The following is an 11,719-nucleotide window of genomic DNA, read 5'->3' as shown; positions in this document are numbered from 1 at the left end:
GGCCGTCCCCGGCGAACCCCCTTCGGCACACCGGTCGAGGTGACCGGCGGGCAGCCGGTCAGGCAGTCGGTCAGGCAGCCAGGCAGAGCCCCTGGTACGGCCGGTCCGGTGTGGCGACGGCGCGGCTCGGCGCGGCGGCGGGCCGGTGCGGTACGGCGACGGCCCGGCTCGGCGTGGCGGCGGGCCGGTGCCGCTCGGCCGTGCGCCGGCTCAGCTCGCCGTGCGCCAGCGCCAGCAGGTCGCCGAGGCCCAGGCCGAGCGCGTGGGCCGCGGCGGCCAGCACCTCCGACGACGCCTCCTTGCGGCCCCGCTCGACCTCGGACAGATAGGGCAGCGAGATCCGGGCCGCGTCGGCCACGTCCTTGAGCGTGCGCTCCTGCGCCCGCCGCTCCCGGCGCAGCACCTCGCCGACCAGATCCCGCCACAGGGGCTCCCGCGGCGCGGGCTCGCCGTCCGGCGCGTCCGGGCGGACGGGTGCCGGCCGCAGGGGGATCACTCGGGCTTCCTCGCTCAGCGGGTTGCTCATCCCGTCAGCCTAGGAGCGGTACGGTGCGGGACAAGGGCGCGGCGTTCCGCCCTCAGGGAAACCCGGGCCGGAGCGTCCATTTCACGCCACTGCGGCGTGGCGGACGCATGCGCGCCGTCACGGGGGGTACCCGCGCCGTGAGCGGCTCTGCGGGAGGAATGACCCGCCGCACATCGGGTACCCGCAGGAGCGCTACCTGTGTCCGGAGCCGACGGAGCTGCCGTACAGGGAGAGGACGAAACCGTGACTTTCGTGGGAGAGGCAATGAACACCGCCGCCGGGATCCGGTCGGAAGCAGAGGTCGTCGAGCAGACCGAGCAGGACAGGACGGGCGAGGGATCACTGCCTGGCATTGTGGACCCCGCGTCCGTCGCCCCGCGGGACGCGCGGGAGCTGTCCCGCCAGTTCTTCCGCCGGCTGACCGAGCTGGAGGAGGGGACACACGAGTACCAGTACGCGCGCAACACGCTCATCGAGATGAACATGTCGCTGGTGCGGTTCGCGGCCGGACGGTTCCGGGGCCGTGGCGACGACATGGAGGACATCGTCCAGACCGGCATGATCGGCCTGATCAAGGCCATCGACCGGTTCGAACTGGCGCGCGAGGTCGAGTTCACCTCCTTCGCGCTGCCGTACATCGTCGGTGAGATCAAGCGTTTCTTCCGGGACACCACCTGGGCCGTCCATGTGCCGCGCCGGCTCCAGGAGCTGCGGGTGGAGCTGGCCAAGGCGCGCGAGGAGCTGTCCAGCCGCCTGGACCGGGATCCGACCGTCGCCGAGCTGGCCACGCTGATGAACCTCTCCGAGAACGAGGTGATCGAGGCCCAGCTCGCCTCCAACGGCTACAACTCCGCCTCCCTGGACGCCGCGCTCACCGGCGACGGGCCCGAGGACGGCGAGGCCGTGCTCGCCGACTTCATCGGTGTGGAGGAGGAGGGGCTGCGGCTCGTCGAGGACTTCCACGCGCTCGCCCCGCTCATGGCGGAGCTGAGCGACCGTGACCGGCAGATCATCCACATGCGGTTCGTGGAGGAGGCCACCCAGGCCGAGATCGGGGAGCGGCTGGGGTGCTCCCAGATGCACGTCTCCCGGCTGATCAAGCGGATCATCACCCGGCTGCGGCAGGGGATGCTGGGCGAACTCGGCTGCGCCTGACACCTCGGTCGGGCCGGCGCCCCGGCGCCGGCCCGATGTCTCCGTCAGCCCGACGTCTCGGTCGGGTCTCCCAGTCCGACGTCTCAGTCGGTCGGGGACGGGCCGTCGCCGTTCTGCCGGAGCGGGAAGACGGCCCGTACGCGTTTGCCCACGGGCACCCGCTCGACGGTGACCTCGGAGGCCAGGGCGTGCACGATCTCCAGTCCGTGCCGTCCGACGCGCTTCGGGTCCTTCGGGTACCGGCGGGGCAGGGCGGTGCTGCTGTCGTACACGGACACCACGACCGAAGCGGCCGTGCCCTCCAGTTCCAGGATGTACGGGCCGTTGCTGTGCTGGTCGGCGTTGGTGACCAGTTCGCTCACCATCAGCAGCAGCTCGCCGTCGGCCCGGCCGTCGGCGGTGGCGCACCATTCGGTACGCAGCTGCTGGAGGAACTGGGACGCGAAGGCACGTGCTTCGGCGATGCATCCGGGTTCGCCGGTGTAGTGCGCCGCACGCCGCAGCGGCTCCACGGGTACGTCGAAGCCAGTCGGTATCACTGCCCCGCCCAGGTGCTTGATCATGCTGTCTCTCTCGGAAAACCCGGTCCGGCCGGTCGCTGTTGCACCAGTCCTCGTACCCCGAGCCCGGCTCGCCAGTCCACCGGATGTGTTCGCCCACCGCGCACAGTGGCGAGGCTCACGGCCCACACCGGTCACAGGAGGCCGGAGCGGGCGCCTGGCCGGGCGGGCGGGCGGGGACGGCTCGGTACGGCGCGGCCGGTCAGGCGACGGGTACGACGAGAGCCGGGATGGTCCGCTGCATGCGCAGGGCGTCGACGGACTCCGCGAGCAGCTCGTACTCGGTCGTGTCGTCGCCGGTCGCGATCCGCACCAGCCTCCCCGCGGCCAGCTCGTCGGCGACCAGCTCCTGCTGGGCAGGGTCGCCGCACCAGGCGCGCAGCACGGCCGGCACGTCGGGCACGGTGTCCGCGACCGGGACGAGCGCGCTCGGCGGGAAGTGCCCGGCCTCGGGACGCGGGTCGAGGCGGTCGGCGATCCAGTTGGCGCGGTCGCGCAGCCACCACAGGGCGAGGGCCAGAGTGGGCGCCCGATAGGTGCCCAGGGGCACTCCGATGCGCTGCCCACCGCAGGTGCCGTACGCGGTGACATGGCACAGGAACTCGTCGTGCATGCGCACTCCCCCGTCGCGTCGTTCGCCTGCCGGCTGGCCTCGCTCTCGGTGCGGCTCGTCTGCGGTGCGGCCGTGTGCGGTGCGTGATCGGAACCTCGCGCGAAGTGAAGTCCTCACAGTCGAGTATGTTCACTACTGAACCACTGTCACCATGACTTTCCGGCCAGTCTCCTGGCATATTCAGCGCCTGTTCTGGCCGAAATGAGGCGGACCGTCCTGCCCCCGGCCATGACTCCGGAGGTAATCGACCCGGCACCCGTTCCTCCCGCATGGTGGTCACACCGGATCGGCGAACCCCGCATCCGGGAGCTGACCAGCAGAGACGACATCGATGGAGGATGCTTCGCCATGGCCGTGCACACCGACCGTCACGAGAACGCCGCCGCCCGTTACTTCGAGGCCTGGAACGCCACCCGGCCGGAGGACATCGAGAAGGCCGTCGCCGCCGCCTGGGCGGAGGACGGCGGCTACACCGACCCGCTCGTCGACGTGCGCGGGCACGACCAGATCGCGGCCGTGATCGCGGCGGCCCACGAGCAGTTCCCCGGCTTCGTGTTCCGTCCGCTCGGCGCGGTCGACGGCCACCACGACACCGCGCGCTTCGGCTGGGAGCTGGTGAACGAGCAGGACGGCTCGGCGCCGGTGGCCGGGTTCGACGTGGTCACGCTGGACGGCGAGGGCCGCATCCGGCAGGTGCTGGGGTTCCTGGACCGGGTTCCGGCGGGCACCTGACGGGGCCGGCGCCGGCGCCTCCGGACGGGCGACGGGGTGGCGGTACGACGGAGGGAGCGGCCGCGGTTGTCGCGGCCGCTCCCCCGGCCCGTCCGGTGCTCCGGTACGTCCGGTGCTTCGGGCCATCCGGCGCTCCGGCCCGTCCGGCGCTCCGGGTCCATCCGGCGCTCCGGCCCGTTTGGTGTTCCGGTCCGTCCGGCGCTACGGCGCTACGGCGCTACGGCGCTACGGCCGGACGATCGCGTCGATCCGCGCCAGTTCGTCGGCGTCGAAGTCGAGGTTGCTGATGGCCGCGACGCTGTCCTCGATCTGCCGCGGGCTGCTCGCGCCGACCAGGGCGGACGTCACCCGGCCGCCGCGCAGCACCCAGGCGAGGGCGAGCTGGGCCAGGGTCTGGCCGCGGGACTTGGCGATCTCGTCCAGCGCGCGCAGCCGGGCGACCAGGTCCTCGGTGACCGCGTCCGAGTTCAGGAACGGGCTGTCGCTCGCGGCCCGGGAGTCCTCCGGGATGCCGTCGAGGTAGCGGCCCGTGAGCAGGCCCTGCTCCAGCGGGGAGTACACGATGGAGCCGACCTGGAGCTCGTCCAGGGCGTCGAGGAGGCCCTGGTCCTCGGGGCGCCGGTCGAGCATCGAGTAGCGCGGCTGGTGGATCAGCAGCGGCGTGCCCAGCTCGCCCAGGATGCGGGCGGCCTCGCGGGTCTGCTCGGCGGAGTAGTTGGAGACGCCGACGTAGAGGGCCTTGCCCTGCTGCACCGCCGTGTGCAGGGCGCCCATCGTCTCCTCCAGGGGAGTGTCCGGGTCGAAGCGGTGCGAGTAGAAGATGTCGACGTAGTCCAGGCCCATCCGGCTCAGGCTCTGGTCCAGCGAGGACAGCAGGTACTTGCGCGAGCCCCACTCGCCGTACGGGCCGGGCCACATCAGATAGCCGGCCTTCGTGGAGATCACCAGTTCGTCGCGGTAACGGGCGAAGTCGGCCTTCAGCGCCTCCCCGAAGGCGGACTCGGCGGCGCCGGGCGGCGGGCCGTAGTTGTTCGCGAGGTCGAAGTGGGTGACGCCGAGGTCGAAGGCGCGGCGGAGGATGGCCCGCTGGGTCTCCACGGGCCGGTCGGGCCCGAAGTTGTGCCACAGGCCGAGCGACAGGGCGGGGAGCTTCAAGCCGCTGCGTCCGGTGCGCCGGTAGGGCATGTCGGCGTAGCGGTCGGGGTGTGCGGTGTACAACGCGACTCCAGAGGGGTTGGCACACGATCTACCGGTGCCACTCTTCCCCGGGCGGCGGGCAGTGGTCCAACAGAAGAATCCGATGGAATTCAGCGGATAGGCTTCTCAATCATGGAACTGCGCCATCTCCAGCACTTCGTCGCGGTCGCCGAGGACCAGCATTTCACCCGGGCCGCCGAACGCCTGATGGTGTCCCAGTCGGGCCTGTCGGCGTCCATCCGGGCGCTGGAGCGCGAGCTGCGGGCGCCGCTGTTCGTCCGGACCACCCGCCGGGTGACGCTCACCGAGGCGGGGCGCGCGCTGCTCGGGGAGGCCGAACGCATCCTGGCGCAGGTGCGGTCCGCGCACGAGGCGGTGGCCGCGGTGCAGGGTGTCCTGCGGGGCACGCTGGCCCTCGGCACCGAGCAGTGCATCGCCGGGGTGCACGTGGCCCGGCTGCTGGCGGCCTTCCGGGGCCGGCACCCGGACGTGGAGATCCGGCTGCGGCAGGCCGGCTCCGGCGCGCTGGCCGAGGAGGTCGCGGCCGGGCGGCTCGACCTGGCCTTCGCCTACCGCACCCAGGCCGACACCGACCAGCTGCGCTCGGTGTCCCTGACCAGCGAGCCCATGACGGTGCTGTGCCACCCGAGCCACCGCCTGGCCTCCGCCCCGGCCGTGCTCGGCCCGGCGGATCTCGCCGGGGAGGTCTTCGTCGACTTCCACCCCGACTGGGGTCCGCGCCGCACCACCGACGCCGCGTTCGCCACGGCCGGCGTCCGGCGCACGGTCGCGCTGGAGGTCAACGACGTGCACAGCCTGCTGGACCTGGTGGACGAGAACCTGGGGATCGCCGTCGTACCCCGGCACTTCCGGCACAAGCGGCCGGCGCTCACGGCGCTCCCGCTGAAGGGCGCGGGCGAGCCGGAGTACGAGACGGTCGCCCTGCTGCCGCCGGAACGGGCCACGAGCCCGGCCGCGCGGGCGCTGGTCACACTGCTGGAGACGGGGGTCCTGGCCGCGCCCATCGACGAGCTGCGGTGACGGCGGCCGTGCCGGTCACGTCGGCCGACGCGGCGTCAGGTCCCGGCGGCCGTGGCCGGTGACGCGGGCGCAGCAGCCGGGGTGGGTGCCGACGGGGCGGGAGCCGCCGGGCCTGTGCGGAAGCCGGGTTCCGGGCGCGTGCGCGCCGCTGATTTGCGATGGTGGACGGTATGCATGCGAAGGACATCCTCATCGACGGCTACGGCCGCATCCAGGAAGAAGTCCATGCCGCCCTCGACGGCCTCGGCGCGGACGAGCTGCACCACCGCCCGGCCGCCGGCGCCAACTCCATCGCCTGGCTGGTCTGGCACCTCACGCGGGTCCAGGACGACCACGTCGCCGACGCCTTCGACCTGGACCAGGTCTGGCTCGCGCAAGGCTGGGAGAAGCGTTTCGGCCTCGACCTGCCCCGGCACGACATCGGGTACGGGCACACCCCCGCCAAGGTCACGAAGGTGCGGGTGGAGTCGGCGGACCTGCTGACCGGGTACTACGACGCCGTCCACGAACAGACCCTCGGCTGCCTGCGCGGGCTGGCCGCCAAGGACCTGGAACGCATCGTGGACGAGCGCTGGGATCCCCCGGTGTCCCTGGGGGTGCGCCTGGTGAGCGTCCTGTCCGACGACCTCCAGCACGTCGGACAGGCCGCCTACCTCAGGGGGCTCCTCTAGACCTCAAGGGGCTCCTCCAGAGCTCAGGGGGCTCCTCCAGACCTCAGGGCGCTCCTCTAGAGCGCGGACGCGTAAGCCGGCAGGACCACGTCCTCGATGAGGGCGTTGCGCTCGTCGAACGGGATGAACGCGCTCTTGAGGGCGTTCACCGTGACCGTGCGCAGGTCCTCGACCGTCCAGCCGGCCTCCTCGACCAGCAGGGACATCTCCCGGGTCATCGTCGTCCCCGACACCAGACGGTTGTCGGTGTTCAGGGTGACCCGGAAGCCCAGGTCCTTCAGGGCGGTGATCGGGTGCTCGGCGATCGAGGTCGCGCAGCCCGTCTGGAGGTTGGAGGTCGGGCACATCTCCAGGGCGATGCGGCGGTCGCGCACCCAGGAGGCGAGCCGGCCGAGCTTGCCGGCCGCGAGGTCGGGGATGTCCTCGGTGATGCGGACGCCGTGGCCGATGCGCTGGGCGCCGCAGACCTGGAGGGCCTGGTGGATGCTGGGCAGGCCGTGCGCCTCGCCGGCGTGGATGGTGAACGGCACGTTCTCGCGGCGCAGGTGCTCGAAGGCGTCGAGGTGGTCGGCGGGCGGAAAGCCGTCCTCGGCACCGGCGATGTCGAAGCCGACGACGCCCGCGTCGCGGTAGGCGACGGCCAGGTCGGCGGCCTCGCGTACGCGGTCGAACATGCGCATGCCGCACAGCAGGGTGCCGACGCGGACGGGGGTGCCGGCGGCGGCCGCCTTGGCCATGCCGGCGGCGAGACCTTCCTGCACGGTCTCCACGACCTCGCGCATCGTGAGCCCGCCCCTCGTGTTCAGCTCGGGGGCGTAGCGGACCTCGGCGTAGACGACACCGTCGGCGGCCAGGTCGAGGACGTACTCCTCGGCCGTGCGCAGCAGGCCCTCGCGGGTCTGCATGACGGCGAGGGTGTGCTCGAAGGTGGCTATGTAGCGGACCAGGTCGCCGGAGTTGGCGGCCTCGAAGTACCAGGCGGCCAGCTCGTCCGGGTCGGTGGTGGGCAGGGTGTGGCCGACCGCGGCCGCGAGCTCGACGACGGTGGCGGGGCGCAGACCGCCGTCGAGGTGGTCGTGCAGGACGGCCTTGGGGAGCCGGCGGAGGGTCTCGGTGTCGATGCGGGACGCGGTCATGGGCGTTTCGTTTCCTCGGGTCCTGGGACAGGTGGTGCGGTGGTGGGTCAGTGACCGGCGGGCTGGAGCAGGTCCCAGCGGTTGCCGTACAGGTCCTGGAAGACGGCGACCGTGCCGTACGGCTCGTGGCGCGGCTCCTCCAGGAAGGTCACGCCGGCGGCGGTCATCCGGGTGTGGTCGCGGGCGAAGTCGTCGGTGTGCAGGAAGAAGCCGACGCGCCCGCCGGTCTGGTCGCCGACGCGGGCCCGCTGCCCGTCGTCCTTCGCGCGGGCCAGCACCAGTCCGGGTCCGTCGCCCCCGGGTTCCACGACGACCCAGCGCGAGCCGTCGGGACGCGGGGCGTCCTCGACGAGACGGAACCCGAGAGCTTCGGTGTAGAAGCGGATGGCCTCGTCGTAGTCGTGCACGACGAGGGTGACAAGGGCGACGCGACGCATGGCGACCTTCCGGCGGGGGCGGTTAGCCGGTGAGGTTATACGTAAAACCTGCGCGACGCCAGTCTCTGTCTACGCGCGTTGCGGTGCGGGGTCGGCGGGGGTGACGGGCGGAGGGACGGGGGGCACTGTGCGGGGCCGCACGGAGGCGCCTGCGTGAACCGCGCGGGAGGACCTGGTCTGTTCCGCACGGCAGGACCTGGTGCGGTTCCACACGGGCTTCGCCCGGCGGGTCAGGGGCTCTGCTCGCCCTGTGCGATCTCCACGCGGTGGTGGACGTCGGCCGTCGCGGTGGCCGAGGCCGCGCAGGAGAGGGCGGTGCAGGCGATGAGGAGTGCGCAGATCGCGCGGGCGGTGCGGGCGCGGGGGGCGGTCAGCAGGGCCTGGACGCGTTGGGGGACGGGTCCCGTGGCCGCACCGGGCGCGAAGCCGGGGCGTGCGGACCGGGCGGCCTGCCCGGCGAGGGCGGCGCGGGCGATGGCCCGGGCGGTCAGGCGCCGGTCGCCGACGCAAACCGCGGCGGCCTCGTCGGCGGCGCGCTCGGCGGCCAGCCGGATCGTCGCGCGGACCGGGCGCAGCGCGGGGTGGCAGTGCGCCGCGAGTTCGGCGGCGGCGAGGGCGTAGTGGTGGCGGCCCGCGGTGTGCGCCCGCTCGTGGGCGAGCAGCGCCTCCCGCTCGGGACCGTCCAGGCTGCGCAGCATCGCCGTGGTGACGACGACCCGGTGCGGGCGGCCCGGCAGGGCGTAGGCGTCGGGGCGGGACGAGTCGATCACGCACAGGTCCCCGGCGACGGCTCCGCACGCGGCCTCCGCACGGGCCGCCCGGAAGGCACGGGCCTGGCCCAGCGCCGAGCGGACGAGGCTCCAGCCGCACCCGGCCAGCGCGCCGGCCGAGGCGATGGCGGCCGGGACGACGAAGGCGTCGGAGGCGGTGCGCAACGGATGGACCAGTTCGCCGAGCGCGGCGAAGAGCGGCAGCTTCAGCAGCCCGGTCAGGACGGAGGTGCCGAGCGCCAGCGCCGAACAGCCTGCGAGGAGCACCGCGCAGCCGGTGACGGACCACAGGGCGGCGACCGGGGTCAGCCGGTCCAGGGCCCGGCGGGCCAGGGGCGGCAGGGCGCACGGCAGCAGCAGCGGCAGGAGCAGCAGGAGCGCGGCGGTCATCGGCCGTCGGATTCGAGCAGGTCGCGCAGGATGCGTTCGTCGTCCGGGCTGAGCTGGGCGACGAAGCGGGCGAGGACCGTCTCGCGGTCGCTGTCCCGGTCCAGTTCGCTGTGCATGCGGCGGGCGGTGAGGCCGTGGGCGTCCTGGACGTCCTGGGCGGGGAAGTAGGCGTACCCGCGGCCCTGGCGCCGCCGGTGGACGACGCCCTTGTCGTGCAGGCGGGTGAGGATCGTCGTCACCGTCGTACGGGCGAGGTCCGCACCCAGGCTCAGCTGGACCTGGCCGGGGGTCTGGGGTGCGCCGGCGGCCCAGAGCGCCGCCAGGACGCTCGCTTCGAGCTCGCCGGCCGGCCGGCGTTCGTCCTTGGCGTCGGTCATGGGGAGGTTCTTCACCCGTCTTCGTGTGCGGTCGTCTTCGCGTGCGGTCGTCTTCGCGTGCGGTCGTCTTCGCGTGCGGTCGTCTTCGTGTGCCGTCCAGCAGGGCGTCTACGCCATCGTAGTCAGCCCGGCGCCGGCCCTGACCGCGTGTCGTCCTGGTCACGTGGCCCGGATGCGGGCCGGGTACGGCTCGCGTCCGGACGCGCCCATGACACGCCCCCGCGTGGGGACGTCCCCGGTCCCCGGTACCGATCACACGCCCACGGCCGGGCCACCGACCGGTTCACCGCGTGCCGCAGACCGCTGGTCAGCCGGCCTGCGAGCGGTCAGCCGACCTGTGAGCGGTCATCCCATGAGCGTCGGCCAGGCGCGCACCGCGTCCTGTGGTCAGCCCACCTGCGCGGTCAGCCCGCCTGCGCGCGGGCCTCGTCGAGCCGTGCCAGCTCCTCCACGGTCAGCCGCAGCGCGCCGGCCGCGACGTTCTCGACCAGGTGGCCGGGGTCGCCGGTGCCGGGGATGGCGAGGACGTGCGGACCCTGGTGCAGGGTCCAGGCGATGCGGACCTGCGCGGGGCTGACGCCGTGGGCCCGGGCGACGGACAGCACCGCGTCGTCGTGCGCGGTCGTCGCGCCGCGTTCTCCGGTCTGCCCGGCCACCGCGTAGAAGGGCACGAAGGCGATGCCGTGCTCGCCGCACAGCCGCAGCACCTCGTCGTCCACGGGATCGGGCCGGTCCACCGCGTACCGGTTCTGCACGGACACCACCGGCGCGATCCGCAGCGCCTCGGCGAGGTGCCGGGGTTCGACGCCGGAGATACCGAGGTGCCGGATCAGGCCGGCCTCGCGCAGTTCGGCGAGGGCGCCGAAGTGTTCGGCGACGGAGTCCTGGCGCATCCGGCGGAGATAGACCAGGTCGAGATGGTCCCGCCCGAGCTGGCGCAGGTTCTCCTCGACGTGTCCGCGCAGTTGGTCGGGCCGGGCGGAGGTGCCCCACTCGCCCTGCTGGTCGCGGTAGGGGCCGACCTTGGCGGCGATGACCAGGTCGTCGGGGTACGGGGACAGCGCGGTGTTGATGAGTTCGTTGGCGGAACGCAGCGACGAGAAGTAGAAGGCCGCCGTGTCGATGTGGTTCACGCCCAGCTCGACCGCCTTGCGCAGGACGGCGAGGGACCGTCCCCGGTCGCTCGGCGTGCCGAGGTGGAAGGCGGCGCTGCCCGTCAGCCGCATCGCGCCGAAGCCGACGCGGTGGACGGGCAGGTCGCCGAGTTTCCAGGTGCCGGACGCGTCCGCGGTGATCGTGTCGTCTGCAGTCATCGGCGGAGTCTCGCACACGGCACCCGGCCGGTCCCCGGTGGTGCGTCAGCAGTACAGGCCGGCGCCCGGCGTGACCCCGAGGATCTGGGCGAAGCGCTGGTAGGCGGAGACCCGGCTCTGCACCTGGGCGGGGTTCTTGCCGTCGCACTCCAGGGAGCCGTTGATGCTGCGGATGGTCTGCCCGAAGCCGGCGCCGTTCACCATGGCGCTGTGCGGGGTCATCGTGCCGGGCCCGGACTGGGTGTTCCAGTACCACAGGCCGGTCTTCCAGGCCACGGACGCGTTGTTCTGCACCAGGGAGGGGTTGTTGAGCAGGTCGATGCCGAGCGCGTCCCCGGCGGCCTTGTAGTTGAAGTTCCAGGAGAGCTGGATGGGGCCGCGCCCGTAGTAGGCGGCCTGGCCCGCCGGGCAGCCGTACGACCGGCTCCAGTCGCAGTAGTGCGGGTAGTTGGCGGTGTTCTGCTCGACGACGTACACCAGGCCGCCGGTCTCGTGGCTGACGTTGGCGAGGAAGGCGGCGGCCTCCTGCTTCCTCACGGTGTCGCTGCCGGAGTTCGCGAAGGCGGGGTAGGCACCGAGGGCGGCGGTCAGGCCGCTGTACGTGTAGAAGGAGTTCCGGTTCGGGAACATCTGGTTGAACTGCGCCTCGCTGACGACGAAACCGGCGGCCGAGGCCGTGGGCGCCGCCTGGAGCACCAGGGCGGACGTGCCCAGGGCGAGCGAGGTCAGAAGCGCGGCGATACGGTGCCTCACCATGGACCAACTCCTTTGTGCGGCACGGCCGCACCCACGAGGTGGGAG

General features: G+C 72.8%; 14 protein-coding genes. 4 read left to right on the top strand and 10 right to left on the bottom strand.

From position 1 onward, the window contains the following. Positions 1-70: 70 nt before the first annotated feature. Positions 71-526 (bottom strand): helix-turn-helix domain-containing protein, encoded by a 456-nt coding sequence (locus ACH4LD_RS35405; protein WP_398058208.1) that lies wholly within the window; start codon positions 524-526, stop codon positions 71-73. A gap of 264 nt (positions 527-790) precedes the next feature. Between ACH4LD_RS35405 and ACH4LD_RS35400 the strand changes: the two genes are divergently transcribed. After that, positions 791-1,681: an RNA polymerase sigma factor SigF gene (locus ACH4LD_RS35400; protein ID WP_103816690.1), complete on the top strand. Its 891-nt coding sequence runs from the start codon at positions 791-793 to the stop codon at positions 1,679-1,681. An 83-nt stretch (positions 1,682-1,764) separates the two neighbouring features. Here the strand turns inward: ACH4LD_RS35400 and ACH4LD_RS35395 are convergent, their stop codons facing one another. Beyond that, on the bottom strand, positions 1,765-2,244 hold the full coding sequence (locus ACH4LD_RS35395) for an ATP-binding protein (protein ID WP_132790419.1): 480 nt from the start codon (positions 2,242-2,244) through the stop codon (positions 1,765-1,767). A gap of 199 nt (positions 2,245-2,443) precedes the next feature. Next, positions 2,444-2,854 carry a hypothetical protein gene (locus tag ACH4LD_RS35390; protein WP_398058207.1) on the bottom strand — a complete coding sequence of 137 codons (411 nt, stop codon included), beginning with the start codon at positions 2,852-2,854 and terminating at the stop codon, positions 2,444-2,446. A gap of 348 nt (positions 2,855-3,202) precedes the next feature. Here ACH4LD_RS35390 and ACH4LD_RS35385 point away from each other — a divergent pair, with 348 nt between their 5' ends. Next, positions 3,203-3,586: a nuclear transport factor 2 family protein gene (locus ACH4LD_RS35385; protein WP_398058206.1), complete on the top strand. Its 384-nt coding sequence runs from the start codon at positions 3,203-3,205 to the stop codon at positions 3,584-3,586. A 225-nt stretch (positions 3,587-3,811) separates the two neighbouring features. On the opposite strand, the gene mgrA is transcribed toward ACH4LD_RS35385, so the two are convergent. Then, positions 3,812-4,804, bottom strand: a complete 993-nt coding sequence (gene mgrA, locus ACH4LD_RS35380; RefSeq protein ID WP_398058205.1) for an L-glyceraldehyde 3-phosphate reductase — start codon at positions 4,802-4,804, stop codon at positions 3,812-3,814. Between the two features lie 111 nt (positions 4,805-4,915). On the opposite strand from mgrA, the gene ACH4LD_RS35375 reads away from it, so the two are divergent. Further along, positions 4,916-5,824 carry a LysR substrate-binding domain-containing protein gene (locus tag ACH4LD_RS35375; protein ID WP_398058204.1) on the top strand — a complete coding sequence of 303 codons (909 nt, stop codon included), beginning with the start codon at positions 4,916-4,918 and terminating at the stop codon, positions 5,822-5,824. A 170-nt stretch (positions 5,825-5,994) separates the two neighbouring features. Continuing rightward, the gene (locus ACH4LD_RS35370) at positions 5,995-6,495 is read left to right on the top strand and encodes a DUF664 domain-containing protein (protein WP_398058203.1); all 501 of its coding nucleotides are present in this window, start codon (positions 5,995-5,997) and stop codon (positions 6,493-6,495) included. Positions 6,496-6,551: 56 nt separating this feature from the next. On the opposite strand, the gene ACH4LD_RS35365 is transcribed toward ACH4LD_RS35370, so the two are convergent. From ACH4LD_RS35365 to ACH4LD_RS35340, 6 genes are all read right to left on the bottom strand, one after another. Beyond that, complete coding sequence (locus ACH4LD_RS35365; RefSeq protein WP_398058202.1) at positions 6,552-7,631, bottom strand: adenosine deaminase; 1,080 nt, start codon at positions 7,629-7,631, stop codon at positions 6,552-6,554. Between the two features lie 47 nt (positions 7,632-7,678). Continuing rightward, positions 7,679-8,068, bottom strand: coding sequence for a VOC family protein (locus ACH4LD_RS35360; RefSeq protein ID WP_132790433.1), 390 nt, complete (start codon positions 8,066-8,068; stop codon positions 7,679-7,681). A gap of 230 nt (positions 8,069-8,298) precedes the next feature. After that, complete coding sequence (locus ACH4LD_RS35355) at positions 8,299-9,228, bottom strand: M48 family metalloprotease (protein ID WP_398058201.1); 930 nt, start codon at positions 9,226-9,228, stop codon at positions 8,299-8,301. Further along, positions 9,225-9,605: a BlaI/MecI/CopY family transcriptional regulator gene (locus ACH4LD_RS35350; RefSeq protein WP_132790437.1), complete on the bottom strand. Its 381-nt coding sequence runs from the start codon at positions 9,603-9,605 to the stop codon at positions 9,225-9,227. Before ACH4LD_RS35350 ends, ACH4LD_RS35355 begins: the two co-directional genes overlap by 4 nt. A 404-nt stretch (positions 9,606-10,009) precedes the next feature. Then, positions 10,010-10,918 (bottom strand): aldo/keto reductase, encoded by a 909-nt coding sequence (locus ACH4LD_RS35345; RefSeq protein ID WP_398058200.1) that lies wholly within the window; start codon positions 10,916-10,918, stop codon positions 10,010-10,012. 45 nt (positions 10,919-10,963) lie between these two features. Then, positions 10,964-11,674, bottom strand: a complete 711-nt coding sequence (locus ACH4LD_RS35340) for a chitinase (RefSeq protein ID WP_398058199.1) — start codon at positions 11,672-11,674, stop codon at positions 10,964-10,966. Positions 11,675-11,719: the final 45 nt, after the last annotated feature.

The organism is Streptomyces sp. NPDC017676 (genome assembly GCF_044329325.1).
Lineage (GTDB): Bacteria > Actinomycetota > Actinomycetes > Streptomycetales > Streptomycetaceae > Streptomyces.
Note: the sequence above shows the minus strand (reverse complement) of the source record. Positions and strands in the feature narration are given on the sequence as shown.

What these genes read in the sequence shown, in the direction of transcription:
- ACH4LD_RS35350 (WP_132790437.1), bottom strand. Translation starts at nt 9,605, where the DNA reads ATGACCGACGCCAAGGACGAACGCCGGCCGGCCGGCGAGCTCGAAGCG.
- ACH4LD_RS35390 (WP_398058207.1), bottom strand. Translation starts at nt 2,854, where the DNA reads ATGCACGACGAGTTCCTGTGCCATGTCACCGCGTACGGCACCTGCGGT.
- ACH4LD_RS35375 (WP_398058204.1), top strand. Translation starts at nt 4,916, where the DNA reads ATGGAACTGCGCCATCTCCAGCACTTCGTCGCGGTCGCCGAGGACCAG.
- ACH4LD_RS35340 (WP_398058199.1), bottom strand. Translation starts at nt 11,674, where the DNA reads ATGGTGAGGCACCGTATCGCCGCGCTTCTGACCTCGCTCGCCCTGGGC.
- ACH4LD_RS35395 (WP_132790419.1), bottom strand. Translation starts at nt 2,244, where the DNA reads ATGATCAAGCACCTGGGCGGGGCAGTGATACCGACTGGCTTCGACGTA.
- ACH4LD_RS35365 (WP_398058202.1), bottom strand. Translation starts at nt 7,631, where the DNA reads ATGACCGCGTCCCGCATCGACACCGAGACCCTCCGCCGGCTCCCCAAG.
- ACH4LD_RS35355 (WP_398058201.1), bottom strand. Translation starts at nt 9,228, where the DNA reads ATGACCGCCGCGCTCCTGCTGCTCCTGCCGCTGCTGCTGCCGTGCGCC.
- ACH4LD_RS35405 (WP_398058208.1), bottom strand. Translation starts at nt 526, where the DNA reads ATGAGCAACCCGCTGAGCGAGGAAGCCCGAGTGATCCCCCTGCGGCCG.
- ACH4LD_RS35400 (WP_103816690.1), top strand. Translation starts at nt 791, where the DNA reads ATGAACACCGCCGCCGGGATCCGGTCGGAAGCAGAGGTCGTCGAGCAG.
- ACH4LD_RS35370 (WP_398058203.1), top strand. Translation starts at nt 5,995, where the DNA reads ATGCATGCGAAGGACATCCTCATCGACGGCTACGGCCGCATCCAGGAA.
- ACH4LD_RS35345 (WP_398058200.1), bottom strand. Translation starts at nt 10,918, where the DNA reads ATGACTGCAGACGACACGATCACCGCGGACGCGTCCGGCACCTGGAAA.
- ACH4LD_RS35385 (WP_398058206.1), top strand. Translation starts at nt 3,203, where the DNA reads ATGGCCGTGCACACCGACCGTCACGAGAACGCCGCCGCCCGTTACTTC.
- ACH4LD_RS35360 (WP_132790433.1), bottom strand. Translation starts at nt 8,068, where the DNA reads ATGCGTCGCGTCGCCCTTGTCACCCTCGTCGTGCACGACTACGACGAG.